Below are 24611 nucleotides of genomic sequence, written 5' to 3'. Positions count from 1 at the left end.
GTCCTCATTTTTCCAAATTATCTTCTTGCCCGTTTTTCGGCACGGCGGTCGGCGACGATAAAGCAGGCGTGAATCGCGCCCGGCAGCCAAAAGATACAGGTCAATATGAGATTCAGCAAGGCCTGAAACGGTTTTCCCGAAAACAAAACAGCAAGCGGCGGGCATAAAACTGCCAGCAGGTACATCATTCCCTTTCACTCCTTTCAGCTGTAAAAAAGGACAGCCTCACATATCAGGCTGTCCTCTTTTGTTTTATTGAATGCCAAGCGCAATTTTTGCGTATCTGGACATTTTATCCCTAGTCCAAGGCGGATTCCATACAATGTGAACCTCTGTGTCTTTCACTTCAGGAAGGTCCGCTAATGCTTTTTTCACCTCATCCACGATAATCGGCGCTAAAGGGCATCCCATTGATGTTAGCGTCATGGTGATGTGCGTCAAGCCATCTTCATCCATATCAACGTCATATACCAAGCCGAGGTTCACGATATCAACGCCAAGCTCAGGATCGACAACCTGTTCCAGGGCGCCCATGATGTTTTCTTTTAATGCTTCTTCCACGTTCCCTCACTCCTTTTTTCTACAGTATAACGTAAATTCAGCTCTTGTTAATAACTTAGTGCTTTATAAGTACGTTTCAAACCATTCAATCGTTTTTAACACAGCTGCCCGCGGGACTTTATGGTCAGCGTTTTCATCTCCGATAAATTGCAGGCGTTCCGGCTGCTCGCTGTAATGGGATTTGATCGTGTCATAAAATTTCCGGGTCGGCGCGTAAGGCACAACCTTATCTTTTGCGCCGTGCCAAAATAAAAGCGGGCGCTGTTGCAGTTTCTCCGGCTGAAGGCTGAGATCCCGCAATTCGAGACGTTTCATCAGCTGCTGCACCTTCTCTTCCGGCACATCGATTTCAATGCCCTGAGATTGAATATGGTCAATCTGCTGCTGAAACAGCTCCACGTAATTCGGGCTTCCCATCAGGCTGACGCCGGCTTTTATCCAATCATATGCAGTCAAAGCGCCAAGCGTTGTGATGCCGCCCATTGACGTGCCTGCGAGACCGATGCGGCCGCCGTCTATCAGGCCCTCTTTTTCAAAATGGTTTTTAAGTACGCCGATCTCTTCAATCTCGTTTAGGACGATATCCCAAAAATGCCCCGCCAGCTCTTCGACAGCCATTTCTTCTCCCCGTACCCCATGGTGCAAAGCCTCCGGCAGAACGGCTCTAAAACCCTTCTCCGCAAGCAGATAAGCAATATGAAGGTTGTGTTCCTTCGCGCTTGTAAAACCATGTATAAAGATCACGAGAGGAACAGCGCGGTGCCTGTTCTCTTCCTTTACAATATGTAAAAACGGAATACCGGAAACGGTTTGATTCTCAATTTGTATCACAATGTGCCCCTCCTTAGGATAACCATAATCATAAGTGTAACATGTAGACAATAAAGATGGTAAAAAGCTACACTGTAAGTAAGGAAAAACAAGCAAAATCTAAGGTTAAAGGAGCTTTTCATGGAGACAAAACCCTATTTAATCGCATTAGATTTAGATGGAACATTATTAAAGGATGATAAAACCATATCTGAAAACACCCTTCAGACGATACAGCGTCTAAAAGATGACGGACATTATGTCTGCATCTCAACAGGCCGTCCGTATCGTTCAAGTTCCATGTACTACCAGCAAATGGAGCTGACAACGCCAATTGTCAATTTTAACGGAGCATTTGTCCATCATCCGCAAGACGACAGCTGGGGACGGTATCATACGTCACTGCCGCTTGATGTTGTCAAACAGCTCGTGGATATCAGCGAGAGCTACAACGTACATAACGTGCTTGCTGAAGTGATTGACGACGTATACTTTCATTACCATGATGAGCACCTGATAGATGCCTTTAACATGAACACAACAAATGTAACGGTCGGAGACTTGAGAGAAAATCTTGGTGAAGATGTGACGTCTGTACTCATACACGCAAAGGAAGATGATGTGCCGGCAATACGCTCTTATTTATCGGATGTGCATGCCGAGGTGATCGACCATAGAAGATGGGCCGCACCGTGGCATGTCATTGAAATTATCAAAAGCGGCATGAATAAAGCGGTCGGCCTGGAGAAAATCAGCGATTATTACGGCGTGCCGAGGGAGCGGATCATTGCTTTCGGGGATGAGGATAACGATTTGGAAATGCTTGAATTTGCAGGCTGCGGCGTTGCAATGGGAAATGGAATTGACGCGGTCAAGCAGATTGCCAACCGAACAACGGCTACAAATGAAGAGGACGGCGTTGCAAGGTTTTTGAAAGAATATTTCTCACTTTAAAGAAGGTCCGTATTAATTTTTCCCACTCATAAACCTTACTTTGCCCCACCATACTAATTGAAGACGACTCATCTCGTCAAAGTATGGAAGGGGGCAGTCTCAAAATGGGTAAACGAAGCAAATCCAGAAGGTTTATTCAGCAGGGTAAAGACTCCATCGGGCTACACGCCGCAAGATTTCCATATCGGTCTACTTTAGAAGAAGCTCACCAGCATGCCGCGGCACGAGACTCGGCCGAAAGCCAGGTTGAATATTAAATGAGAAATGAACTGTTTCAGCAGGCAAAATCATTTGTTCAACAGGCGGTCATGGTGACAAACGGCTTTGAGGAAGGCGATCAGGAGCAAGCGATTCTGAGAGCCAAAAATGCTGTATCTTCTGCGTATGCCAATTCGACAGATGCGGAACGTCGACAGCTCCATCAATTTCAAAATCAGCTGGACAAACTGCAATAAAAAAAGGCTATGGCGACTCGCCATAGCCTCTTATTTGACTTCAAACTGCTGAACAGCCTGCACCTGCTTGAGATTTTCCGCCCTGCCCTTAAATGTCACCTTTACCTCATAGGTTCCGGGCTCAGGGACTTCCTTCCACACATCAGAGAAATCATATGTTTCTCCAGATTCAAGCGTCAGGTTTTGAAAAGCCTGCGTAAACATTTTGTCTTTCGAATAACGGTATCTTTCTTTGTGCTCAGAATCATACACGACAAGTTCAAATTTTTGCCCTGTGCTGAATTGAAACTCGACAGCACGTTCGCTTTGGTTCTTCAGCGACATGTTAAACTTGATTTGTTCAGGCTCCTGAATTGCGTCAATAGATAAAACAACCTCTTGATTCTCCATTCCGCCTGATGCCTCCTTATCGGGTTCTGTCTGCTCATCTTTCCCGCAGCCTATCAAAAGCAGCACGGGGAGGAGCATCACAAGCAGCCGTTTCACGACTTCCACCTGCTTTCGTCAGTCTTTTCTAAAGAAACCAAAAATCCCTGTCGTTTGAACGATGTTCGTAAATGCTTTCGGATCAACTTCTTTGACGATCTTTTCTAAATCGTACAGTTCATACCTCGTGATGACGATAATCATCATTTCTTTCTGTTCGTTCGTAAAAGCTCCTTTTGCCGGAACAGTTGTGATGCCGCGCACCATTTTTCCGTAAATGGCTTCCTTGATTTCGTCCGCTTTTTTCGTCACGATCATTGCCGTGAGCTTCATGTGGCGAGTGTGAATGGCGTCGATCACCCTTGTTGTCACATACAGCGTAACCAGGGTATATAATGCTTTCTCCCAACCTTGCAATAATCCTGCCGTCAAGATGATAATCCCGTTCAGAATGAAGAAATACGTGCCGACGGGTTTATCCTTCCACTTTGCAAGCACCATGGCGACGATATCAAGCCCGCCTGTCGAAGCTCCGTATTTTAATGTTAAACCGATACCGACTGCGGAAATGACGCCGCCGAACACCGCGTTCAGCAAAATGTCATGTGACAGGCTTGTTTCCGGCAGGATCCCCATAAACAGAGTAGTGAGTGCGACACTTAAAATGCTGTACACTGTAAACGATTTGCCGACCTTCAGCCATCCTAAAATACCGACCGGAATGTTTAAGAGGAACAAGAGCGTTCCCGTCGATATGTAAAAGGGGGCATATTGATCAACGACGCTTGATAAAAGCTGGGCAACACCTGTAAATCCGCTGGCATATACATCTGCCGGAATCAAAAATAAGTTCAGCCCGGCAGCATTGAGTAAAGCGCCGATGATGACGATGAGTAATTTTTTTGTTTGATCTAGTACCATGGCATGTTCCTCCGCTCTTTCTTCTTTATTATGTTTTCCCTTAAAACAAATATTTGAACACGATTTTGGCAAATTAATATGATATAGTTGGCTTAACTCTCATGATAACGAGCGATAACGGAAAGAAGGGAAGCAATATGACAGTTCATCTCATCGCTGACAGCGCCACTGATTTGCCTCGTTCTTATTTTGAAGAAAAAGGCATTGGCTTTATTCCGCTCAGGGTTTCTCTCGGCGATAAAGAATTCGAAGATGCAGTCACAATTCATGCGGATCAAATATTTGAAGCTATGCACAATGGAGAAACGCCTAAGACGTCTCAAGCCTCACCGCAAACGATTAAAAATGTGTTTTTGCAATATGCCGAAACAGGTGATCCCGCTCTTTACATTGCCTTTTCCTCAGGTCTCTCCGGCACGTATCAGACAGCTGTAATGATCGCCAATGAAGTGAAGGAGGAATTCCCCGATTTCGATTTGCGGGTCATTGATTCCAAATGCGCTTCATTAGGATACGGTCTGGCTGTCCGGCATGCTGCCGATCTCTGTATCAACGGGAATACAATACAAGAAATTGAAACGTCTGTAAAGAACTTTTGCAGCCAGCTTGAACACATTTTTACCGTTGATGATTTAACATATCTCGCGAGGGGCGGCCGGATATCCAAAACGTCCGCTTTTGTCGGCGGCCTGTTGAATATTAAACCGCTGCTTCAGATGGAGGACGGCAAGCTTGTGCCTCTGGAAAAAATTCGCGGACAGAAGAAACTTTTCAAACGGATCATCGAGCTTATGAAAGAGCGCGGGGATGATTGGAGCAATCAAACCGTCGGGATTAGCTACGCCGCGAACAAAGAAAAAGCCACGGACATGAAACACCTGATTGAGGAAGCGTTCAAGCCGAAAGAAATCATTATGCATCCAATCAGTTCAGCAATCGGCTCGCATGCCGGCCCAGGTACATTGGCGATATTCTTTTTAAGAAAATGAGCAAACAAAAACAGTCAGACTCTGTGTCCTGACTGTTTTTGTTTGCTCATAGAATGCCGACAGCCTCATACGCCTTTTCGACTGAAGCTGATTGCTTCGAGTCTTCACCGTATAAATCATTGGCAGCTTCAATCGCCGCTTGCTTCATCATGCTGAAATCTGTAGATGCCGTTACATAATATGTTAAAGCCCGATAGTAAATTTGTTCACTTGCTTCACGCCCAATCCCTTCAACCTGTACACCGTGGTGCACGCCTCCTTCTGCAAGAAGATAAGCTGCTTTATTGTGAATGGACGAATTGATATGGACTCCGCCATAATCCTCTGTTCCTGTGTAGCGGTTCGAGTAATGATCTGGATTTCCCTGCTTAGATGGGTCCTCCAATGACCGCAATGAATCTCCTGCAATATCAGGAGTATAGACATCTTCGCCGATCTCCCAATCATCACGGTCAGCCATCGCGCCCATAATGTCAGAAATGGACTCATTTAATGCACCGGGTTCTCCTTGATATAAAAGACCGGAGGAATACTGTGTGACTGCGTGTGTGATTTCATGCGCGACAATGTCGAGCGATCCAGACAGCGGTTTAAATTTCGAACCGTCTCCATCCCCGTATACCATCTGGACACCGTTCCACGCAGCATTGTTCCATTGTTTGCCGACATGCACGGTAGACGTAATCCTTGCTCCGTTTTGATCAAAAGAATCACGGCCAAATGTCTTGCTGTAATAATCGTAAACGGCTTGCGCATTTGCGTGTGCGTCTACAGCCGCAGGTTCATTAAATACGGACGTGCCGCTGACTATTTCTTTGCCCGTATACCCGATCAGTTGAGACAAAAGCGTAAACAAGGTTTCGTTCAGGTTCTTCGCGTCAAACGTATTGATCCCTTTTCCCCTTGTTTCGTCAGCCAAATAAAAGCGCCCATTTTGTTCTGTGACGTCAAAGCTTTTTTCATCACCTGACACGCCGATTCCTGTACCTGCCGCTTCATGAATGGCATTAAAGGACTCAATGACCTTTCCGTTTTTGGCATCGATGAAATAATGCCAATAGCCAGGCTCAGGTTCAGATGTCGAGAGTCTCACAAGGTAGGCGAGATCATATTCACCGTCGTGTGGATAGATATATAATTCGCCTTTTGGTTCCCCATCAAGATATTCGATTTTTCCAATGGAAGCCTCGAGCTCACGCCTTGCTGTATGTATTGCTTTTTTCTCAGAAATAGACGGTGTAATGGAGACGTCTTTGATTTGCGGATGCACCTTTCCAAAGAAACTTTTCACTTGTTTGTTTTCCTTCATCGCGACCGCTTGTTCAAAGCCGTAAATCGGAATTCCTTTGTAAACCTCAGTTAATTTAAAAAACGTTTGTTTTGTCTTTGGATCCTTTATGGTTTTCGAAACGCGAAAATGGCTGTTCGCATTCCCTTTGAGCTTAAACTGCGTTTGATGCTTGTCAAGATAGGAAAATAGCGATTCTTTCTGGGTTGTGTTTTGTACCGGCTTCTGCGGTGACTTTTCGATGATGTATGAAGGGGTTTGATACGTATGGTCGTATTTGATGCTTTGATCAGCTGAGGCATGTGTTACAAAAACCATTTGGGCCGCCGTGCATAAGCCGGCCAGTAATAGAGATGTCTTGGTCAGGTTGCGCAAAACACCACATCCTTCCTATTTTGGAATCTATCATTTTTCTTCATCCTATCAAAAATACAAAAACTTGTATGTGGTGCTTCGTTCTTATTTTCCCCAAAAAAGGGCAGAGATATTTCGCTCTGCCCTTCTTTTTCTACTCTACTAATTTTTTATTGACATAAATAATAACCCCTGCTCCATATGCCAGTATAAGCGGAGGCATGAGCTGCTCCTGACCTTGAAATGAGATAAAACTATTCAGCAATATGAACGTACCGGAATTCAAGAAAAAGTAGCCTGCTATTCTGGCCAGCCGGTCTTTATCCCGTATACGCGCCTCGTTAAACCCAGCCAGCATCCAGGTTTGTTTTTTGATTCCGACAAAATAGGCAACCACAAAGAATAAAAGCGCGATGACAATTAATAGATAATTGATGCTGATTTCCATCTTACAGCCTCCTACAAGATTACTTGATGTTAAGAAAAAGAAAAAAAGCGGCGCAGCTTACTGCAATCAGCAGCAGGACGACAAGCGCATTGAGGAACGGGCTCAAAAGAAGCACCACTGCTAAAAACAGCAGATAAACCGCACCGACTCGCGAAATCTTGACAATCTCCTTTTGAGAGCGCATTTTGTTTTTTCTGACACCTGCAAACATCATCAATTTTTTCCGCTTCCATACATATCCGGCGAGCACCATTAAATAAACAGCCAGCGGCAGATGTCTGAAATCGGACGGCAGCAGCGGCAGGGCGATAATCGTGACAATGAGAAGGACCGAAAGCCAGCTTTTGCCCAATAAAGACCTCCTCCTTTTCGTCTCTCCCCCATCACCTATCATCAATTCGGCAAGCTCCTTCGGATGAGAAAATTCAGATTCAACAGCTTCCTGCAGTTCCTCTTCACTAAGGCCGGCTTTGATTCTGTCTTGAACGAAAGCGGTGATATGCCCCTTTAATTCGTCGATAGCGTTTTCTCTCTCTACATCAGGCATATTCGCCAGCTCTGCATTTAGTTCCTCCATGTATCGGTCAATGATAAGCTGTCCATTCATAGCAAATCCCCCGATAAAGACAGTAAGGCTTGATGGGTTTCCAGGTATTTCTCCAGCCGTTCTTTTAACATTTCTTCTCCTTTTTGTGTCATTTTGTAATACTTTCTTTTCGGGCCGTCCAGTGAATCTTCCCAAAAAAATTCGATCCATCCCTTCTCGGTCATACGTTTCAAAATCGGATAAATCGCTCCCTCTGAAATAGCCAGAGCCGAGGTGGTTTTTAAGGATGACGTCAGCTCATAACCGTACATCGGTTTAGAACGCAGAAGGGATAGGATGGCCAGCTCGAAAATCCCTTTTCGAAATTGAACAATCCAGCGGTCATTAACTTGATTCGTTTTCATGGTTTAAATATATCGAAAAAACCACTATATATCAATCACATATAGCAGTGTAAAATGTCCTGTTTTTTCTTTTAACAAAAATGGAATTTCTCATACTTTTTAACCTTTTTATTACATAAATGTTTTTATATTATGAAAAGTGTAAAAACGATTCTTCAGGTTAAAAGGAGCAGTCGAATGCAGAAATCGATATCATTTTTTGTCATTTTTTCAATCCTTTGGGGTTCGCTATTTCTGTTTTCTATTATTGGCAGCTTAGGGACAACCCCGATTCCGCTGACAAAGGACTCCAAATTTCTCATGTCCAGCATCCTCCCTCAGGGCTGGGGCTTTTTTAGCAAAAATCCGCGTGATACTGCAATCGGCTTATATGAGGCTGAAAATGCCAGCTCCAAGGTCAGATGGCCCAATATGAGGGCTGACAACCTATTCGGCCTGTATCGGTATGGGCGGTCACAAGGCGTTGAAATGGGCGTGATCTACAGCCAAGTCGGCAAGGAACAGTGGACAGCATGTAAAGAAAAGGACCTCGGCGCATGCAAAAGCAAAGCCAAAACCGTGCAATTAAAAACACCCGCTCCCCGCCCGCTGCTTTGTGGCAGCTACTATTTGACGAAAGAGGATATTGTTCCTTGGAGCTATTCTAAATACACCCCTTCGTCTTATCAGGTAAAAAGCATAGTCAAGGTTGTGATCTCATGCTCGAAAACATAAAACAGACCATCACCAGATGGGACGAAAGAAACCCGTGGACAAATGTATACGGTCTCGCGCGAAGCATCATTGCGCTATCCAGCCTGCTGACGCTGCTCATCAATCACCCGAGCCTCATTATGAAGCCAGCCAGCGGGATCAGCAGCTATCCAGCTTGTAAAATGAATCTCAGTCTCTTTTGCCTCGGCGAAAATAACTATATGATGTTAAATCTTTTCAGATGGGTCTGCATTGCCATTCTGGTGCTTGTTGTCATTGGCTGGCGCCCCAGAATCACCGGGGTTCTGCATTGGTATGTCAGTTACAGCCTGCAGTCATCGCTGATCGTCATCGACGGAGGCGAGCAGGCAGCAGCCGTCATGACCTTTTTATTGCTTCCCATCACGCTGACCGATCCGAGAAAATGGCATTGGAGTACGAGACCTATAGAGGGCAAAAGAACACTTGGAAAAATAACAGCTTTTATTTCTTATTTTGTGATCAGAATCCAAGTGGCGGTGCTTTATTTTCACTCTACCGTCGCTAAGCTGTCTCAGCAGGAATGGGTGGACGGAACGGCCGTCTATTATTTCGCCCAGGAAAAAACCATTGGCTTCAACGGCTTTTTTCAGGCGTTAACGAAGCCAATTGTAACAAGTCCGTTCGTGGTGATTCCGACATGGGGGACGCTGCTGGTTCAAATTGTCATCTTCGCGGCGCTGTTTGCGCCGAAGAAGCATTGGAGATTGATTTTGCTCATCGCTGTTTTTATGCATGAGATTTTTGCAGTCATGCTGGGCCTCATCAGTTTTTCGATTATCATGGCCGGCATTTTGATATTGTATCTCACTCCTATCGATTCCACGATTCAATTTACATATATTCGCAGACGGTTGTGGAATAAAAAACACAAGAAGGGAGAGGTTTCAGTTTGAAGAAGGCGTTTCTAGTATTTTTGTCGGTTGTATTGGTGACGACTGTGTTTTTGGTGAAGCAGCAAGAAAGTGTGGCACAGGCAAAGCAGCTTGAGTATTCAGGTGAGGAAATTTTTAAAGGCTTTGTGTTTGCCCAAGGGGAAGTTGGCAAACAGCTTCCAGAGGTCTTTAATAAAGCGATGACAGACAAACTCAACACAAAACAGGCAAAGGCTTTTGCCAATCAGGTTGTCGCTGATATTAAAAAAGAGGATGCTGACTTTTTTGATAACCTGAAGAAAGCTGTTTACAGCAAAGATGCATTGAAAGTGGATGAACTGCTGAAAAAAGCAGGTCAAATCGTTGAAGAAAAAGTAGAAGCAGCAAAGGAAATCGCCGCTTCCAAGGATGATACATCCAGAGTTCAGGCCGAGCTTGTCAACACTGTTGATACCGCTAACTATTTCTATTATGTTTCTTATGTTGCTGCAGCAGGTGCCCTGATTCTGATCATTCTCGCCATTGATATTACGCCGATTGCGATTTCAGACAATGTGGATCGCGAAATGGCAATCAGAACGCTGGTTGATGAATTAAACTAGACATAAAAAAACGGCTCGCTCCGCAGTCTGCTGCAGGCGAGCCGTTTTCATGCTATTTTTTCTCGTATGTCCATCCATTTTCCTGATACACTTTTCCGTTTTTCATCAAATGGCCCAGCGCGCGTTTAAAGGCGGCTTTGCTCATATTAAAACGTTCTCTGATATCATCAGGCTGGCTTTTGTCACTGTACGGCATGGCACCGTTTCTCATTCTCATATACGTTAGAATGCACTCAGCATCAACTGACATTGCATCCTGTTTTCTCGGAAGCAGCGACAAGTTGACTGAACCGTCTTCTTTCACTTGAATCACCCGGCCTGTGACTCTTGAACCGAGTCTTGGCTCCTCTTTTCTTTCTGACGGGTGAATAAAACAGCGGATACCGTCATCCGTGATCACGAATGAACCCGATGCGATCAGCCTGTACACCGTACCTGTCAGCTCTTTATTCATCAGATCTTCTGAAGCGTCGGTAAACAGTTCGCTGATGATATCTTCCGGCGCTGGTTTCGCAAACATGCGCCCCCGGTTCGTCACCTTCAGCATACAGTAAAGTTTGTCCCCTTTTTGCGGCCAGACATCTTCGTACGGCGGCAAATGCTCAGTTGCGACTAGTGCGTCCTTCGATAAACCGACATCAACGAAAACGCCCATATCTTCCACTTTATCCACCACTTCAACCCAGCCATATTCATCCGCGCTGATGACCGGAATTTTCATCGTGGCCGCAAGCCTTTCCTGCTGGTCGACGTATATAAAGACTTCTACTTCGTCTCTGTCCTCGATATCCTCAGTCATTTCACTGTTATGTAAGAGAATCGTATCTTCCCCATCGGTTAAAAAGTAACCGAAGTCGGTTTGGTGATCTATACTCAAGGTTAATTGCTGCCCTGGTCTCATGCTATCGTCCTTCCTGTTCCGCTTATTCTCTGCGGATTTTGTTAACATTTTTTCCAATCATCACAAATTGATTCTTTGTTCTGTTGGAAGTTTCTCTTTATTCTACTATAATCAACACATAAGTTAAATGTTATGGAGGTTTTCATATGGCAAAAGAAAGCTCATTTGATATTGTATCCAAGGTGGAATTGCCTGAAGTGCAAAACGCAATCCAAATCGCACTGAAGGAAATCAGTACCCGATATGACTTTAAAGGCAGCAAAAGCGACATTTCTTTAGATAAAGAGGAGCTGGTCCTCGTTTCCGATGACGAATTCAAATTAAGCCAGCTGAAAGATGTGCTGGTCAGCAAATTGATTAAACGAAACGTACCGACAAAAAACATTGAGTACGGCAAGGTTGAAAACGCGTCAGGCGGAACGGTGCGCCAGCGTGCAAAGCTTGTTCAAGGCATTGACAAGGACAACGCAAAAAAAATCAATACGATCATCAAAAACTCCGGACTGAAAGTAAAGTCTCAGGTGCAGGATGATCAAGTGCGTGTCACCGGAAAAAACAAAGATGACCTGCAGCAGATTATCTCAGCTGTGCGGGGAGCAGATCTGCCAATTGACGTTCAATTTATAAATTTCAGATAAATTTTCTGATTCCTATTGATTATTGTCTTTATTTTCGGTAAATTTGGAGAAAGGGAAAAACGCCAGGTATCTTTTGGCACTTCCTGACACGAAAATTTCATATCCGTTCTTATCAAGAGAAGCAGAGGGACTGGCCCGACGAAGCTTCAGCAACCGGTGTAATGGCGATCAGCCATGACCAAGGTGCTAAATCCAGCAAGCTCGAACAGCTTGGAAGATAAGAAGAGACAAAATCACTGACAAAGTCTTCTTCTTAAGAGGACTTTTTTTATTTCTCTTTTTTCCTTGCTGATGTGAATAAAGGAGGCAGACAATGGGACTTTTAGAAGATTTGCAAAGACAGGTGTTAATCGGTGACGGCGCCATGGGGACGCTCCTCTACTCCTATGGCATTGACAGGTGTTTTGAGGAGCTCAATATTTCAAAGCCGGAGGAAATTCAGCGCATACATAAAGCGTACGTTGAAGCGGGAGCCAACATTATTCAAACGAATACGTACGGGGCCAACTATATTAAATTATCCAGACACGGGCTTGAGGATGACATCAAAAAAATGAATCAGGAGGCCGTAAAGATCGCGCGGGCTTCAGCAGGCGATGCATACGTGCTTGGAACGATGGGCGGCATACGCACATTTAATAAAAACGCATACAGTCTTGACGAAATTAAGCGCAGCTTCCGCGAGCAGCTGTATCTGCTGCTGCATGAAGAGCCGGATGGCTTGCTGTTAGAAACATATTATGATTTGGAAGAAGCCCGTGAAGTGCTGAAAATCGCGCGCAAAGAGACTGATCTTCCGATTATGCTCAATGTCTCCATGCACGAGCAAGGCGTATTGCAGGACGGAACGCCGCTTTCTGACGCATTGCGCTCGATTGCGGATCTCGGAGCTGATATTGTCGGCATTAACTGCCGCCTCGGCCCTTATCACATGATTGAAGCGCTAAGCGAAGTGCCGATTTTTGATGACGTATTCTTATCCGTTTATCCGAACAGCAGTCTTCCTTCGCTTGAAGAGGGACGGCTCGTCTATGAAACAGACGACACGTATTTTCAAAACAGCGCGTCAGAATTCCGTAAGCAAGGTGCGCGGATTATCGGCGGCTGCTGCGGCACAACGCCGAATCACATCAGGGCGATGGCGGAAGCAGTTGGCGGGCTGGCTCCGATTACGGAAAAAGAAGTCAAAACCCGGGCCAAAGAATTCATTTCTGTTCATCACGAGCGAACCGAGCCCGGCCTGGATGAGATCGCGGCGAAAAAACGCTCTATTATCGTAGAACTGGACCCGCCGAAAAAACTAAGCTTTGACAAATTTCTATCGGCGGCTGCTGAATTAAAAGAAGCGGGAATCGATGCCCTGACACTCGCCGACAATTCTCTGGCGACCCCGCGGATCAGCAATGTTGCCTGCGGCGCTCTTGTCAAGCAGCAGCTCGATATGCGTTCCCTTGTCCATATTACGTGCCGTGACCGTAACATTATCGGCTTACAGTCACATTTAATGGGCCTTGATACGTTAGGGCTGAATGACGTGCTTGCGATTACAGGCGACCCTTCTAAAATCGGGGATTTTCCTGGTGCGACGTCTGTATATGATTTAACATCTTTTGATTTAATCAGGCTGATCAAACAATTCAATGAAGGTCTGTCTCTGTCTGGAAAACCGCTCGGCAAGAAAACGAATTTCTCAGTTGCCGCTGCATTTAATCCTAACGTCCGCCATCTGGATAAAGCGGTAAAACGGCTTGAGAAAAAAATAGATTGCGGCGCAGATTATTTTGTTTCTCAGCCTGTCTATTCCGAGCAGCAGCTTGTCGATATCCATAACGAAACAAAACATCTGAAGACGCCGATCTATATCGGCATCATGCCGCTGACAAGCAGCCGGAATGCCGAATTCATCCATAATGAAATTCCCGGCATTAAGCTGTCTGATACGATTCGCGAAAAAATGGCCCATGCCGGTGAAGATAAAGAAAAGCAAAAGGCGGAAGGCCTTGCAATTGCACGCTCCCTGCTGGATACGGCATGCGAGCTGTTTAACGGCATCTACTTGATAACGCCTTTCCTCAGATCTGACTTAACCGCTGAGCTCACATCATATATTCAGCAAAAAGATGAGCAGCGCCAAAATATCTTTTTGCATTAATCCCTTAAAAGACTGTCTGATCCAATCGGGCGGTCTTTTTCAACGGGATTCGTGTTACGATATAGAAAAACAATCATGAGGAGGAACATTATGCTCGAAGTCAAAACCATTTCCGCGGAAGATACATATGAAATTCGGCACCGCATTCTGCGTCCCCATCAATCCATTGAACAATGCAAATATGAAGAGGATCATGCAAAAGGCTCCTTTCATCTCGGCGCGTTTTTTGAAGGAAAGCTGATCAGCATCGCTTCTTTTTCCCCGCAAAATCAGCCATTAATAACAGAATCCCCAGCATATCGGCTGAGAGGCATGGCAACGCTTGAAAGATATCGCGATCAAAAAGGCGGGAGCACGCTGATCAAACACGCGGAAGAGAAACTGGCGGAGAACGGCGTTCAGGCAGTCTGGTGCAATGCCAGAAGCCATGTGAAAGGCTACTATTCAAAGCTTGGCTGGGAAGAACTCGGCGAACCGTTTGAGATTCCCGGCATAGGCACACATATCATCATGTATAAAAAACTCGAAACAAGCAGGTGATCTGTATGAGGGTAATCGATGAGCTGATTAAGCTTCATGAAGAACATATCCCTAGTCTATTGCGGCTTTGCAGGCAAGCCGGGTGGCCGGATTACGGCGAACAAGAGCTGGCACTGCTTGTCCAGCAAGGACGCTTTTTCGGCTATCAAAATGTCAGCGGTGAGATGATTTCCTGCATCGGCTTGTTTTTGTTTGGCCGTCTTGCTTCTATCGGCCTCGTTATCGTTGACAAGGAATATCAACGGCTCGGTCTCGGCCGGCGTATGGTAAACGCCTGTATCACCCAAACGGATGAAAACACCGCCATCAGGCTTTGCGCCACAAAAGAAGGTTTGCCGCTTTATGAAAAAGCAGGTTTTCATACGGCTGGTTCAGTGCGAAAGTACAGCTGTCACAGTTTTCAGCCTTATACAAAAAAGCTTGATGCTGAACTGACATCCTTTAGAGAACAAGACTTTCACGACTTAACCGCGGCGGATCTGGCTGCCTTTGGCGGAGATCGATCAAACCTTTTGCAGCAGCTTATTTCTGCTTCATGCGAATGTATCATCGCCCGAAATCAGGACGGACAGCTAATTGGCTACGGACTTTCTGTACAGACACCGGCCAATTTGAAATTCGGCCCTATCATCGCTCCATCATCAGATGTTGCAGCACAAATAATTAACAGGCTGGCGGCCGGCAAACAAGGGCCGATGCGAATCGATATACCGAGTGAACACACGTCTCTGCATGGCAGCCTGATAGAAATGGGATTTCGTAAAGATGATGAACCTCCGCTTTTGTTCTATCAGAAAAAAGCGCCTATTCAAAATGGACACTTATATGCTTTGATTTCACAGGCTCTCGGTTAACCCTCTTTTTTCCCGAACAGGTATCTTCTGTTCGTTTTTTTGCTGTCTGATCGCTGAATAAACGAAGCCATCAGGGACATTCTAAGCAGAAGAAAAGGAGTGTGCTCTGAGATGGAATCATCAAAACAAAATAACGGAATGACGATTGTGGCAATCGGTTCAATCCCTTTAATATTAACCCTAGGAAACTCGATGCTTATTCCGATTTTGCCAAAAATGAAATCTGAACTTCATTTATCACAATTTCAAGTCAGTCTCGTGATCACAGTATTTTCCTTGATTGCAGCATTTGCGATTCCGATTGTCGGTTATCTCGCAGACCGATTCTCAAGGAAAGTCATCATTATTCCCTGCTTAATTTTGTATGGTGCCGGCGGTTTGTTAGCCGGGTTTGCGGCAGGTTTTTTTGACAATGCCTACCCTTGGGTCATGGCAGGACGAGCGTTACAGGGAATCGGGGCAGCCGGAACCGGCCCAATTGCCATGGCACTGACGGGAGATCTGTTTAAAGGCGCCCAGGAGAGCAAGGTGCTCGGCCTTGTTGAAGCTTCAAACGGCATGGGGAAAGTGCTATCGCCGATCATTGGCTCGCTGATCGCCCTGCTTGTCTGGTATGGCGCGTTTTTTGCCTTTCCTGTGTTTTGTATCATTTCGATCGTACTGACTTGGATTTTTATTAAAGAAAAGAAAAAGGAAAAAGAACCGCCACCAATCGGAAAATATGCAAAAGGGCTGTTAAGTGTCTTTAAACATGAAGGCAGATGGCTGTTTACCGCTTATTTAGCCGGTGCGACCTGTTTGTTTACTTTATTCGGCATCCTGTTTTATCTCTCAGATGTTCTTGAAAAAACATACGACACCGACGGCGTGAAAAAAGGCTTGATTTTAGCGATCCCGCTTTTGGTTATGTGTGTGACGTCCTATACAACAGGAAGCAAAATCGGGCAAAAGCAATCGTTAATGAAAAAGCTGATCGTACTTGGATTGGCGTTCATGACCGTATCCTACGCGGCACTGTCATTCATTGAAAATCTTGTCCTTTTTATCAGTGTTCTTGTACTGAGCAGTATAGGCTCAGGTCTTGTCCTTCCTTGTGTGAACAGTTTTATTACCGGGGCTGTCGGCAAAGAAAGACGGGGATTTGTCACCTCGCTGTACGGCTCTGTACGTTTCTTAGGGGTAGCGATCGGTCCTCCGATTTTCGGCCGCCTGATGCAATGGTCTAGACCCGGCATGTTTTTAAGCATCGCGGGATTGACTCTCGTTGTCGGGATTCTTGTGATGATGCTCATCCATGTGAAGCAAAACAATGAAGAAACAAAAGAAAAAGAAGACCCTAAAATGGCTGGCAATCGACTCCAGCCCGCTGAGGAAAGGTAGCACCCAGTGTGAAAATTGTACGGATTGAAACCTTTCCGCTATTTCACCGATTAGAAAAGCCATACGGAGATGCCAATGGGTTTAAACAATATCGGACTTGTTATCTCATCAGGATTATCACCGAAAACGGGATAGACGGCTGGGGAGAATGCGTTGATTGGCTCCCTGCTCTCCATGTCGGTTTTACGAAACGGATCATCCCGTTTCTATTAGGAAAACAGGCTGGCAGCCGCCTGTCATTAGTGCGCACGATTCAAAAATGGCACCAGCGGGCGGCCTCCGCTGTAAGCATGGCGCTGACAGAGATTGCAGCCAAAGCTGCGGATTGTTCGGTTTGCGAATTATGGGGCGGGCGATACAGAGAGGAGATTCCTGTGTACGCGTCTTTTCAATCGTACTCAGACTCCCCGCAATGGATCAGCCGCTCAGTCTCCAATGTTGAAGCCCAGTTGAAAAAAGGTTTTGAGCAAATCAAAGTCAAAATTGGCGGGACTTCATTCAAGGAGGATGTCCGGCACATCAATGCGCTGCAGCATACAGCAGGCAGCTCCATTACGATGATTCTGGACGCAAACCAAAGCTACGATGCCGCTGCGGCTTTTAAATGGGAGCGCTATTTCTCCGAATGGACGAACATTGGCTGGCTTGAGGAGCCTTTGCCCTTTGATCAGCCGCAGGATTACGCTATGCTTCGAAGCCGTTTGTCTGTTCCTGTTGCCGGCGGAGAAAACATGAAAGGCCCGGCGCAATATGTGCCTCTCCTTTCACAGCGCTGTTTGGATATCATTCAGCCCGATGTCATGCATGTCAACGGAATTGATGAGTTTCGGGACTGCCTCCAGCTCGCGCGTTATTTCGGCGTCAGAGCATCCGCCCATGCATATGACGGATCGCTCTCACGGCTCTATGCTTTATTTGCACAAGCCTGTCTGCCCCCATGGTCTAAAATGAAGAACGATCACATTGAACCGATCGAGTGGGACGTCATGGAGAATCCTTTTACAGATCTCGTCAGCCTGCAGCCTTCAAAAGGAATGGTCCACATCCCGAAAGGAAAAGGCATTGGCACAGAGATCAATATGGAGATCGTCAATCGCTACAAGTGGGATGGCTCAGCCTATTAAGCTGGGCCATTTCTTTATTTTGAGACATAAATAATGGACAGCCTCATAAAATGAAAACAGCGGACAAGTCTTTTCATAAAGGAGCAAATGACTTAATGGCTGAACTGCTGATGAAAGCAAAACTTACGTTTATGATTGTCGTAGGCGGCGTACTACAGGGACTCGGCATGTCCTTGTTTTTATTTCCGCATGATATTCCGACAGGCGGTGCAGCAGGTATTGCGGTGCTATTGCATTATCTGTTTCAAATCCCCCACGGATTTTCAGTGTGGGCTGTGAATGTATCAATGCTTTTTACCGCTTTAAAATGGCTGGAGATGAGAACATTCACCGGCACCCTCGCTTCTATCACCGTCACCTCTGTCTCGGTATTGATCTTTGATGCGGTTTTTCCGGATATCACATCTAATCTGTGGCTTGATCTGGCAAGCGGCGCAGTGTTATTGGGACTCGGCATCGGACTTTTATACAAATATAAAATTTCGAACGGAGGATTCGGAGCCCTTGCTCTGATGATTTCTATCTACCGCGGCGGGAATCCTGGAACGATCCTGCTCATCATGAATTGCATCATTTTTATGGTCACCGCGTCTATTATTGACTGGGGCATCGTCATTCAAGCCCTCATATGCCAGGTGATATCGACAAGAGTCATCGACTTCATCTACAACATCCGCCTGACCTCACTTCCCTATCTCACGCCTATGTACCGCCATAAAAAATAATAGGCAGAGGCTCTCTTCACGACGAGAGCCCCGCAGCCGCTATTTTACAGAAAAAAGGTATCGGATCTTAGCCCTAAACGCAGCGTTTCCAACGCGATGGCATCATGAAATGGAATATTGGCCAGATTCACATTCGGCCCGATTTTTTGAATAAACCCTTGCTGAAGCGTTTTGTTAGGCGCTTCAAAAATCAGCCTGTTGATATCAATATCCGAGGAAATGATGTCGTCAACAATTTGAAACCTGACATCGCCGCTGCTGGAACAGATCCCTCCCGTTCCGCTTTCTCTGGCTTCTGTAATCACTTTTTCCGCGCCCGCTTCCATATCCTCAACGATATATTCAAGCCATTCCTCAGAGCTTTGCCGGCTTGCTAATTCCGCATCCTTGCTGCCCACCTCACTGAGCACAAGAAATTCATCAGAAAAATCGGCAATGTAAGCCGCTTTCTCTTTATTTGTCATCGGGAGCGTACCGTTTGAAATCTCAATATATTCACAGCCGAAATAGGTGCAGTACCTATGAAATTCATTCACTTTTTTCTGGCTTACGTACTTCTCAAACAGTGTGCCGCCAAAGAAAAATGTAATGTCATGTTCTTTCAGTGTGCTGATTTTTTCTTCAAGATCTTTCGTAAGTAATGATGTGCCCCAGCCGAATTTCACAAAATCAATATAGTCGGACGCTCCGGCTATCGCATCTTTGAAAAATTGCAAGGGATAGCCGTTATCAATTAAAATGGACTGCCCGGTTTCTCTCGGCTTGTTTGTTCTCACTGGCAATTCTAGTGAAAAATCATTCATATTATGACCCTCTCTATCGTTGGAACTTCTCCATCTTGTTTCACTTTCATCACAAAATCGCCCGTCAGTTCTTTTGTACAGTAAACGATGTCTTCCGAATCAAACAATGGCTGGCGGCAGTCAAAAAACTTCTCCGCAACAGAAGAGCCTTTTATTCTTTCAATCGCCTCCGCAGCCGTTACCGCATTTGTCCCTTCAATGATGCCTTTGATATACTCCGCACATGCCATATCGTCATCACCGGATGGATGAGAAGCCACTATGTTTATGACACAATCGTTTGCGGCGAGCTTTTTCACATGCTGTGCCGTTGTTTTGGCATTGGAAAATCCAGTTACGAACAGATGCTTTGCGTTCAGCGCCCCCAATGCTGCTGTGACGCCGTTTGTTGTTTTCTGGATCAGGCTTTTATCCGTCATATTCTGCCCAGCCATACGTTTTGGAGAATTATCTAAATCAAATCCGCTGATACCGACCCCCTTTTCCTCTCCCGTCAAAACATAATCCGGATAGGTGTCTTTCAGCGCAAAGGCTTCATCAGCTGTCCGGACCAACAAAATCTCTTTCGCCCCGCCGATAAACGCATAATGGGCGACCGTAAAGGCTCTGATGACATCAATGACGATGTTAATGTCCGCCGGGGCAAGCGAATGATGATGCCCCTGATAAATGGCAATCGGCATACTACCTCTCCTTGGGCATAAAACCATTTTGCTAAAAAGCATATTCAGCCGGGCTCTTAATGGTTCCGCACCTCATTTTAGGCGGGCGCGGCACCTAAAACCTGAACCTTTATGCAAAAAATGAATAGTCTGCCTATAACTCGATCAATAGATAAAAAAAGCAGATGCAAACGGGGGGAAAACATTGAACAAAACCATCACATATGACACATGGAACGACATGCTGTCCAAACAGATAACGGATCAATTGATCGATGAGCTCGATGTGTTGAAATGGGCTTACCGAACGTACGGAGAAAAGATTGTGTACGCATGCAGCTTTGGCGCAGAAGGAATGGTGCTTCTCGACTTAATATCAAAAATCAACAAACACGCACACATCATCTTTTTGGATACTGGGCTTCATTTTCAGGAAACATATGAGCTGATCGAAACCGTCAAAGAGCGATATCCGGGATTTGCAATCCAGATGCTCGAACCCGAGCTGAGCTTAACAGAACAGGGGACGAAGTACGGCGGAGAGCTGTGGAAGCATAACCCAAACCTCTGCTGCCAATTGCGGAAAATCGAACCGCTCAAAAAGCACCTGTCCGGCATGACAGCTTGGATTTCAGGACTGCGCCGAGAGCAGTCACCAACGAGAAAACATATTCAATACGTAAACCTGGACCAGAAGTTTGAGCTCATCAAAATTTGCCCGCTCATCCACTGGACATGGGATGACGTTTGGACGTACATCCGCCTGCACAATTTGCCTTATAACAAACTGCACGATCAACATTATCCGAGCATAGGCTGTGAAATGTGTACACTGCCTTCCTCGGACCCGAACGATGAGAGGGCTGGAAGATGGGCCGGACGGGAGAAAACAGAATGCGGCCTGCATCAAGAATAGCGGATGGCAGGTTCTTGATGTGAGAATCGAAATGATGTTAAGGCGCTGATGTCAAACTTTCATTAAGTGAAGAAAAGAAAACAAGGAAACGTATAAATGGAGGTTGAACACGTTGAATGGAAACGAACCCCACGGAGGGGTATTAATCAACCGCTGTGATCCCGCATGCCATTTTGAAGGGTGCGCGTGCCAAGCAGAGCTGGATCAGCTTGCACTGAGTGATCTGGAGCTTATTGCGATCGGCGGCTACAGCCCGTTAACAGGTTTTTTGGGAGAAAAAGATTATCATTCCGTTGTGAAAGAGATGAGGCTGGCAAACGGCTTGCCGTGGAGCCTGCCGATTACGCTGCCTGTCGGAGAAAAAACAGCAAGACAGCTGTCTGCCGGAGATCACGTCAAGCTTGTGAAAGACGGTGTTATCTACGGCATGATCACAGTCACCGATATATACCAGCCTGATAAAACACAAGAAGCACTGTCTGTTTTTAAAACAAACGATCCTGCCCACCCAGGCGTAAAAAAATTGCTGGCGCGCCCGGATTACTATATCGGAGGGCCTATCACGGTCAGCCGCCTGCCTGACAAATCTTTCGAACAGTTTTATGCAACGCCCGCTGAAACAAGAGCGGCCTTTCAAAAACTCGGCTGGAAGACGATTGTCGGCTTTCAAACCAGGAACCCTGTTCACAGAGCGCATGAATACATTCAAAAAACAGCGTTAGAAACGGTCGACGGTCTGCTGCTTCACCCGCTTGTCGGAGAAACAAAGTCAGACGATATCCCCAGCGATATCAGAATGGAGAGCTACCAGGCTTTGCTTAATCACTATTATCCAAAGGATCGTGTCATGTTATCGGTTTTCCCTGCCGCCATGCGTTATGCAGGTCCGCGGGAAGCGATTTTCCATGCGCTCGTCCGAAAAAATTACGGCTGCACCCATTTTATTGTAGGCCGTGATCACGCGGGTGTCGGCAGCTACTATGGAACATACGACGCCCAAAATATTTTTCAATCATTCACAGAGGAAGAGCTGGGCATCAAGCCGCTGTTTTTTGAGCACAGCTTTTATTGCCGAAAATGCGGAAACATGGGCACCTCCAAAACATGTCCGCACAGCCCGAGAGACCACATCCACTTATCAGGCACAAAAGTGAGAGAGCTTCTCCGCCAAGGCAAAAAGCCGCCTAAAGAATTCAGTCGGCCTGAGGTCGCAGCCGTGCTGATCAAGGGACTTCACCAACAGCCTGTTGCCATCAAACAAAACAGCGGGGAATTGCAATGACACACAATCCGAACATCATTTGGCATCCCGCTGCCATCTCAAAGTCTGACAGACAGTCCTTAAACGGACACAAAAGCTGCGTCCTTTGGTTTACAGGTTTGTCCGGCTCCGGAAAATCAGTGCTGGCCAATGCAGTCGATGAAAAGCTTTACCGCAAGGGCATTCAGAGCTACGTGCTTGACGGTGATAATATCCGCCACGGCTTAAACAAAGACCTTGGATTTCAGACTGGTGACAGGATTGAAAACATCCGCCGGATCGGAGAAGTGGCGAAGCTGTTTGTCGACAGCGGGCAAATGATTTTAACGGCTTTTATTTCTCCATTCAGAGAGGATCGGGACATGGTTAGAGCGCTCTTTCCTAAAGGTGAGTTCTTCGAAATTTATGTGAAGTGCCCGCTGCATGTTTGTGAACAGCGCGATCCAAAAGGGCTTTATAAAAAAGCGCGAAACGGAGAGATCAAACATTTCACCGGGATCGATTCTCCGTATGAAGCGCCGCTTTCACCCGATTTCATCATTGAGTCAGACCAGACCTCTATTTCCGATGGAGCTGATCTCATCATTAACGCACTGCAAAACAGAGGAATTATATAAAAAACCCGATCAATGTCGGGTTTTTTCTTATGAGTTGGAGAACTGCGCAATCAAACTGTTGATCTTCTCTTTTTCCTCATAAAATGCTCCGTGCCCGCTGTTTGCAAACGGAACCAATTCCGACTGTTTGATGCCGCGCTTCAATTCTTTCGCAAAATCAAACGGCGCAATTCTATCCTTTCTCCCGTGCAGGATCAGCGTCGGCACCTTGATTGCAGCAAGTTCCTTTCTGAGATCTTCGTCTCTTAATGCGATGCCCGAGTGGATCGTCCCGTAGGAGGAGGCCTCCAGCATCAGATTGAGAAACCACTGTCTAAGCTCTGGAGACACTTTTTTCTCAAAAAACTGTTTCCCTAAATCAGCCAGTGTTTTGGGCCGATCAGCTTTGAACAATTCAATCATATCGTCAATATCCTGCTTCCTCATCCCGTACGGATAACCCGGGCGTTTTGTAAACGCGGGGGCCGCCGCAGACAGTAAAATCAGCTTATCAACATCGGCTCCTTCATGCCTTGCCATATAACGGATTGCAATGGCGCCGCCCATTGAAAAACCGGCAAGAATCGCATTCTCAAGCTGCAGCGTATAAATGACTGCTTTCACATCATCGGCCATCGTGTCATAATCGTAGCCTTCCCAAGGGCGGTCAGATTGCCCATATCCCCGTAAATCAACGCCGATAAAACGAAATCCCCTTTTCGGAAGCTCATTCATTTGATATTCAAACATCTTATGATTCAACGGCCACCCGTGCAAAAAGATGATCGGCCTTCCATGTCCGATATCCTCTACAAACAGTGTCACATGCTCCTCGGTTTTGATGTAATGCCCCATTCCGCATTCCTCCCTTTGGCTTTCCCGGCCTGTAAACGCCTTGACGTATAGGAAGCTTTCCATTTATGCTTACAAAACAAGCTGGCTGCTGTACCAAGAAAAGGCTCTTCACGATTTACTATATGTATCAATTTCCTTAACGATCTATTAAATTGAACCCGGAAGCCTCTGTTTTTCGGGCAGCAAAGGATGTCATCACATGAATAAAATCGCAATTCAAAAACCGAACATACCGGAAAACCTGCAAACCGCAGATTTTCATGATGCCGTGACGCAGGATGATGTAATCAGCATGCATTTGTTTGAAGATTGTACCATCTGCGGCGAAGATATCGAAAGACTATGTGTTGAAAAAACGGTATTCAGAAATGTCGTCTTTATCGAAGTGTCTTTTCGGCATATTGAACTGACCGATGTGATCTTTGAAAAATGCGATTTATCAAACGCCGATTTCAGCGGGGCTGTCATTCACAGAACTTCTGTTAAGCAGTCAAAAATGGTTGGAATGAATGTGGCGGAAGCAACGCTGCGTAATGTTTCATTCGAGGAATGCCACGGACATTTCAGCTCATTTTCGTACTCAAATATGAAACAAGTTCGATTTGATCACTGTGCTCTTATGCAAAGTGAATGCAGCAATACAATGCTCCAGCAGACACACTTTGACGGATGCGAATTGGAAGGCGCCAGCTTTACCGGCACGTCCCTTCAAAACATGGACATCAGCACGTGCCGTTTTGAACAGCTTCATGTCTCCCTCGACAAATTGAAAGGCTGCAAAATCGCACCTGAGCATGCGATTGCCTTCGCCAGGGCACTGGGAGCTGTCATCGTATAA

The 24611-nt window shown here is 45.8% G+C and carries 31 protein-coding genes and 1 riboswitch; of the genes, 18 read left to right on the top strand and 13 right to left on the bottom strand.

The window, feature by feature from the left end; all coding sequences use genetic code 11:
- Window positions 1-17: 17 nt before the first annotated feature.
- From NSQ12_RS05995 to NSQ12_RS05985, 3 genes are all read right to left on the bottom strand, one after another.
- On the bottom strand, window positions 18-188 hold the full coding sequence (locus NSQ12_RS05995) for a YqaE/Pmp3 family membrane protein (RefSeq protein ID WP_003232996.1): 171 nt from the start codon (window positions 186-188) through the stop codon (window positions 18-20).
- 64 nt (window positions 189-252) lie between these two features.
- The gene (locus NSQ12_RS05990; RefSeq protein ID WP_003232998.1) at window positions 253-561 is read right to left on the bottom strand and encodes a metal-sulfur cluster assembly factor; all 309 of its coding nucleotides are present in this window, start codon (window positions 559-561) and stop codon (window positions 253-255) included.
- 63 nt (window positions 562-624) lie between these two features.
- Complete coding sequence (locus tag NSQ12_RS05985; RefSeq protein WP_116315453.1) at window positions 625-1392, bottom strand: prolyl oligopeptidase family serine peptidase; 768 nt, start codon at window positions 1390-1392, stop codon at window positions 625-627.
- Between the two features lie 120 nt (window positions 1393-1512).
- Here NSQ12_RS05985 and yitU point away from each other — a divergent pair, with 120 nt between their 5' ends.
- The 3 genes from yitU (at window position 1513) to NSQ12_RS05970 (ending at window position 2780) form a co-directional block, all read left to right on the top strand.
- Complete coding sequence (yitU, locus tag NSQ12_RS05980; RefSeq protein ID WP_339176169.1) at window positions 1513-2325, top strand: 5-amino-6-(5-phospho-D-ribitylamino)uracil phosphatase YitU; 813 nt, start codon at window positions 1513-1515, stop codon at window positions 2323-2325.
- Window positions 2326-2429: 104 nt separating this feature from the next.
- On the top strand, window positions 2430-2582 hold the full coding sequence (locus NSQ12_RS05975; protein ID WP_017695668.1) for a hypothetical protein: 153 nt from the start codon (window positions 2430-2432) through the stop codon (window positions 2580-2582).
- Window positions 2583-2780 carry a DUF3813 domain-containing protein gene (locus NSQ12_RS05970; protein WP_003233010.1) on the top strand — a complete coding sequence of 66 codons (198 nt, stop codon included), beginning with the start codon at window positions 2583-2585 and terminating at the stop codon, window positions 2778-2780. It begins immediately after the preceding gene.
- A 30-nt stretch (window positions 2781-2810) separates the two neighbouring features.
- Here NSQ12_RS05970 and NSQ12_RS05965 read toward each other — a convergent pair whose 3' ends face one another.
- Together NSQ12_RS05965 and NSQ12_RS05960 are read right to left on the bottom strand one after the other, a co-directional pair.
- Entirely contained in the window at window positions 2811-3266 is a 456-nt protein-coding gene (locus NSQ12_RS05965; protein ID WP_339176167.1) for a BsuPI-related putative proteinase inhibitor, read from the bottom strand.
- Window positions 3267-3284: 18 nt separating this feature from the next.
- Window positions 3285-4127 (bottom strand): YitT family protein, encoded by an 843-nt coding sequence (locus tag NSQ12_RS05960; RefSeq protein ID WP_003245017.1) that lies wholly within the window; start codon window positions 4125-4127, stop codon window positions 3285-3287.
- Between the two features lie 137 nt (window positions 4128-4264).
- Here NSQ12_RS05960 and NSQ12_RS05955 point away from each other — a divergent pair, with 137 nt between their 5' ends.
- Complete coding sequence (locus tag NSQ12_RS05955) at window positions 4265-5116, top strand: DegV family protein (RefSeq protein WP_119899237.1); 852 nt, start codon at window positions 4265-4267, stop codon at window positions 5114-5116.
- Window positions 5117-5162: 46 nt separating this feature from the next.
- On the opposite strand, the gene nprB is transcribed toward NSQ12_RS05955, so the two are convergent.
- From nprB to NSQ12_RS05935, 4 genes are all read right to left on the bottom strand, one after another.
- Window positions 5163-6779: a neutral protease NprB gene (gene nprB, locus NSQ12_RS05950; protein WP_339176164.1), complete on the bottom strand. Its 1617-nt coding sequence runs from the start codon at window positions 6777-6779 to the stop codon at window positions 5163-5165.
- Window positions 6780-6912: 133 nt separating this feature from the next.
- Complete coding sequence (locus NSQ12_RS05945) at window positions 6913-7206, bottom strand: DUF3784 domain-containing protein (protein WP_339176163.1); 294 nt, start codon at window positions 7204-7206, stop codon at window positions 6913-6915.
- 19 nt (window positions 7207-7225) lie between these two features.
- Window positions 7226-7813, bottom strand: a complete 588-nt coding sequence (locus NSQ12_RS05940) for a hypothetical protein (protein ID WP_339176161.1) — start codon at window positions 7811-7813, stop codon at window positions 7226-7228.
- On the bottom strand, window positions 7810-8157 hold the full coding sequence (locus NSQ12_RS05935; protein WP_003245674.1) for a PadR family transcriptional regulator: 348 nt from the start codon (window positions 8155-8157) through the stop codon (window positions 7810-7812). The genes NSQ12_RS05940 and NSQ12_RS05935 overlap by 4 nt, the downstream gene beginning before the upstream one ends.
- A gap of 177 nt (window positions 8158-8334) precedes the next feature.
- Here NSQ12_RS05935 and NSQ12_RS05930 point away from each other — a divergent pair, with 177 nt between their 5' ends.
- Genes NSQ12_RS05930 through NSQ12_RS05920 form a run of 3 tightly spaced genes read left to right on the top strand, consistent with a single transcriptional unit; the run spans window position 8335 to window position 10366 of the window.
- The gene (locus NSQ12_RS05930; RefSeq protein WP_339176159.1) at window positions 8335-8871 is read left to right on the top strand and encodes an SdpA family antimicrobial peptide system protein; all 537 of its coding nucleotides are present in this window, start codon (window positions 8335-8337) and stop codon (window positions 8869-8871) included.
- Window positions 8856-9785 (top strand): sporulation-delaying protein SdpB family protein, encoded by a 930-nt coding sequence (locus tag NSQ12_RS05925; RefSeq protein ID WP_033883608.1) that lies wholly within the window; start codon window positions 8856-8858, stop codon window positions 9783-9785. Before NSQ12_RS05930 ends, NSQ12_RS05925 begins: the two co-directional genes overlap by 16 nt.
- Entirely contained in the window at window positions 9782-10366 is a 585-nt protein-coding gene (locus NSQ12_RS05920) for a sporulation delaying protein family toxin (RefSeq protein ID WP_003244950.1), read from the top strand. The genes NSQ12_RS05925 and NSQ12_RS05920 overlap by 4 nt, the downstream gene beginning before the upstream one ends.
- A 52-nt stretch (window positions 10367-10418) precedes the next feature.
- Here the strand turns inward: NSQ12_RS05920 and NSQ12_RS05915 are convergent, their stop codons facing one another.
- Window positions 10419-11315: a S1 RNA-binding domain-containing protein gene (locus NSQ12_RS05915; RefSeq protein WP_015252384.1), complete on the bottom strand. Its 897-nt coding sequence runs from the start codon at window positions 11313-11315 to the stop codon at window positions 10419-10421.
- Between the two features lie 98 nt (window positions 11316-11413).
- Between NSQ12_RS05915 and NSQ12_RS05910 the strand changes: the two genes are divergently transcribed.
- The 7 genes from NSQ12_RS05910 to NSQ12_RS05880 all read left to right on the top strand — a co-directional run bounded on the left by NSQ12_RS05910 (window position 11414) and on the right by NSQ12_RS05880 (window position 18680).
- Window positions 11414-11905 (top strand): YajQ family cyclic di-GMP-binding protein, encoded by a 492-nt coding sequence (locus NSQ12_RS05910; RefSeq protein ID WP_014479415.1) that lies wholly within the window; start codon window positions 11414-11416, stop codon window positions 11903-11905.
- 106 nt (window positions 11906-12011) lie between these two features.
- Window positions 12012-12129, top strand: a riboswitch (SAM riboswitch).
- 89 nt (window positions 12130-12218) lie between these two features.
- A complete protein-coding gene (locus NSQ12_RS05905; RefSeq protein WP_003245847.1) occupies window positions 12219-14057 on the top strand; it encodes a bifunctional homocysteine S-methyltransferase/methylenetetrahydrofolate reductase in 1839 nt (612 codons plus the stop codon).
- Window positions 14058-14147: 90 nt separating this feature from the next.
- The gene (locus NSQ12_RS05900) at window positions 14148-14597 is read left to right on the top strand and encodes a GNAT family N-acetyltransferase (RefSeq protein ID WP_339176156.1); all 450 of its coding nucleotides are present in this window, start codon (window positions 14148-14150) and stop codon (window positions 14595-14597) included.
- 5 nt (window positions 14598-14602) lie between these two features.
- Window positions 14603-15451, top strand: coding sequence for a GNAT family N-acetyltransferase (locus NSQ12_RS05895; RefSeq protein ID WP_339176154.1), 849 nt, complete (start codon window positions 14603-14605; stop codon window positions 15449-15451).
- Window positions 15452-15562: 111 nt separating this feature from the next.
- A complete protein-coding gene (locus tag NSQ12_RS05890; protein ID WP_003233041.1) occupies window positions 15563-16831 on the top strand; it encodes an MFS transporter in 1269 nt (422 codons plus the stop codon).
- 8 nt (window positions 16832-16839) lie between these two features.
- Window positions 16840-17955, top strand: a complete 1116-nt coding sequence (locus tag NSQ12_RS05885; RefSeq protein ID WP_339176152.1) for a mandelate racemase/muconate lactonizing enzyme family protein — start codon at window positions 16840-16842, stop codon at window positions 17953-17955.
- A 95-nt stretch (window positions 17956-18050) separates the two neighbouring features.
- Window positions 18051-18680 carry a YitT family protein gene (locus NSQ12_RS05880; protein ID WP_009966972.1) on the top strand — a complete coding sequence of 210 codons (630 nt, stop codon included), beginning with the start codon at window positions 18051-18053 and terminating at the stop codon, window positions 18678-18680.
- 44 nt (window positions 18681-18724) lie between these two features.
- Here the strand turns inward: NSQ12_RS05880 and NSQ12_RS05875 are convergent, their stop codons facing one another.
- On the bottom strand, window positions 18725-19483 hold the full coding sequence (locus NSQ12_RS05875; protein WP_003233048.1) for a phosphosulfolactate synthase: 759 nt from the start codon (window positions 19481-19483) through the stop codon (window positions 18725-18727).
- Window positions 19480-20166: a 2-phosphosulfolactate phosphatase gene (locus NSQ12_RS05870; protein WP_134991596.1), complete on the bottom strand. Its 687-nt coding sequence runs from the start codon at window positions 20164-20166 to the stop codon at window positions 19480-19482. Before NSQ12_RS05870 ends, NSQ12_RS05875 begins: the two co-directional genes overlap by 4 nt.
- 184 nt (window positions 20167-20350) lie before the next feature.
- Here NSQ12_RS05870 and NSQ12_RS05865 point away from each other — a divergent pair, with 184 nt between their 5' ends.
- The 3 genes from NSQ12_RS05865 to cysC all read left to right on the top strand — a co-directional run bounded on the left by NSQ12_RS05865 (window position 20351) and on the right by cysC (window position 22939).
- The gene (locus NSQ12_RS05865; RefSeq protein ID WP_163182301.1) at window positions 20351-21061 is read left to right on the top strand and encodes a phosphoadenylyl-sulfate reductase; all 711 of its coding nucleotides are present in this window, start codon (window positions 20351-20353) and stop codon (window positions 21059-21061) included.
- A gap of 112 nt (window positions 21062-21173) precedes the next feature.
- Window positions 21174-22343 (top strand): sulfate adenylyltransferase, encoded by a 1170-nt coding sequence (gene sat, locus NSQ12_RS05860; RefSeq protein WP_163182302.1) that lies wholly within the window; start codon window positions 21174-21176, stop codon window positions 22341-22343.
- A complete protein-coding gene (gene cysC / locus NSQ12_RS05855; RefSeq protein WP_003245829.1) occupies window positions 22340-22939 on the top strand; it encodes an adenylyl-sulfate kinase in 600 nt (199 codons plus the stop codon). The genes sat and cysC overlap by 4 nt, the downstream gene beginning before the upstream one ends.
- A 27-nt stretch (window positions 22940-22966) precedes the next feature.
- On the opposite strand, the gene NSQ12_RS05850 is transcribed toward cysC, so the two are convergent.
- Complete coding sequence (locus NSQ12_RS05850; protein WP_003245141.1) at window positions 22967-23773, bottom strand: alpha/beta hydrolase; 807 nt, start codon at window positions 23771-23773, stop codon at window positions 22967-22969.
- A 199-nt stretch (window positions 23774-23972) separates the two neighbouring features.
- Here NSQ12_RS05850 and NSQ12_RS05845 point away from each other — a divergent pair, with 199 nt between their 5' ends.
- Window positions 23973-24611 carry a pentapeptide repeat-containing protein gene (locus tag NSQ12_RS05845; protein ID WP_038427591.1) on the top strand — a complete coding sequence of 213 codons (639 nt, stop codon included), beginning with the start codon at window positions 23973-23975 and terminating at the stop codon, window positions 24609-24611.

The organism is Bacillus sp. PS95 (assembly GCF_037963565.1).
Taxonomy (GTDB): domain Bacteria; phylum Bacillota; class Bacilli; order Bacillales; family Bacillaceae; genus Bacillus; species Bacillus subtilis.
The sequence above is the reverse complement of the archived record's forward strand: the minus strand, read 5'-3'. Positions and strand labels throughout refer to the sequence as shown.

Excerpts from the sequence above, each read along its gene's own strand:
- NSQ12_RS05995 (WP_003232996.1), bottom strand. The coding sequence starts at position 188 with ATGATGTACCTGCTGGCAGTTTTATGCCCGCCGCTTGCTGTTTTGTTT.
- yitU (WP_339176169.1), top strand. The coding sequence starts at position 1,513 with ATGGAGACAAAACCCTATTTAATCGCATTAGATTTAGATGGAACATTA.
- NSQ12_RS05975 (WP_017695668.1), top strand. The coding sequence starts at position 2,430 with ATGGGTAAACGAAGCAAATCCAGAAGGTTTATTCAGCAGGGTAAAGAC.
- NSQ12_RS05970 (WP_003233010.1), top strand. The coding sequence starts at position 2,583 with ATGAGAAATGAACTGTTTCAGCAGGCAAAATCATTTGTTCAACAGGCG.
- NSQ12_RS05960 (WP_003245017.1), bottom strand. The coding sequence starts at position 4,127 with ATGGTACTAGATCAAACAAAAAAATTACTCATCGTCATCATCGGCGCT.
- NSQ12_RS05955 (WP_119899237.1), top strand. The coding sequence starts at position 4,265 with ATGACAGTTCATCTCATCGCTGACAGCGCCACTGATTTGCCTCGTTCT.
- NSQ12_RS05945 (WP_339176163.1), bottom strand. The coding sequence starts at position 7,206 with ATGGAAATCAGCATCAATTATCTATTAATTGTCATCGCGCTTTTATTC.
- NSQ12_RS05940 (WP_339176161.1), bottom strand. The coding sequence starts at position 7,813 with ATGAATGGACAGCTTATCATTGACCGATACATGGAGGAACTAAATGCA.
- NSQ12_RS05935 (WP_003245674.1), bottom strand. The coding sequence starts at position 8,157 with ATGAAAACGAATCAAGTTAATGACCGCTGGATTGTTCAATTTCGAAAA.
- NSQ12_RS05930 (WP_339176159.1), top strand. The coding sequence starts at position 8,335 with ATGCAGAAATCGATATCATTTTTTGTCATTTTTTCAATCCTTTGGGGT.
- NSQ12_RS05925 (WP_033883608.1), top strand. The coding sequence starts at position 8,856 with ATGCTCGAAAACATAAAACAGACCATCACCAGATGGGACGAAAGAAAC.
- NSQ12_RS05915 (WP_015252384.1), bottom strand. The coding sequence starts at position 11,315 with ATGTTAACAAAATCCGCAGAGAATAAGCGGAACAGGAAGGACGATAGC.
- NSQ12_RS05910 (WP_014479415.1), top strand. The coding sequence starts at position 11,414 with ATGGCAAAAGAAAGCTCATTTGATATTGTATCCAAGGTGGAATTGCCT.
- NSQ12_RS05905 (WP_003245847.1), top strand. The coding sequence starts at position 12,219 with ATGGGACTTTTAGAAGATTTGCAAAGACAGGTGTTAATCGGTGACGGC.
- NSQ12_RS05900 (WP_339176156.1), top strand. The coding sequence starts at position 14,148 with ATGCTCGAAGTCAAAACCATTTCCGCGGAAGATACATATGAAATTCGG.
- NSQ12_RS05895 (WP_339176154.1), top strand. The coding sequence starts at position 14,603 with ATGAGGGTAATCGATGAGCTGATTAAGCTTCATGAAGAACATATCCCT.
- NSQ12_RS05890 (WP_003233041.1), top strand. The coding sequence starts at position 15,563 with ATGGAATCATCAAAACAAAATAACGGAATGACGATTGTGGCAATCGGT.
- NSQ12_RS05880 (WP_009966972.1), top strand. The coding sequence starts at position 18,051 with ATGGCTGAACTGCTGATGAAAGCAAAACTTACGTTTATGATTGTCGTA.
- NSQ12_RS05875 (WP_003233048.1), bottom strand. The coding sequence starts at position 19,483 with ATGAATGATTTTTCACTAGAATTGCCAGTGAGAACAAACAAGCCGAGA.
- NSQ12_RS05870 (WP_134991596.1), bottom strand. The coding sequence starts at position 20,166 with ATGCCGATTGCCATTTATCAGGGGCATCATCATTCGCTTGCCCCGGCG.
- cysC (WP_003245829.1), top strand. The coding sequence starts at position 22,340 with ATGACACACAATCCGAACATCATTTGGCATCCCGCTGCCATCTCAAAG.
- NSQ12_RS05850 (WP_003245141.1), bottom strand. The coding sequence starts at position 23,773 with ATGGGGCATTACATCAAAACCGAGGAGCATGTGACACTGTTTGTAGAG.
- NSQ12_RS05845 (WP_038427591.1), top strand. The coding sequence starts at position 23,973 with ATGAATAAAATCGCAATTCAAAAACCGAACATACCGGAAAACCTGCAA.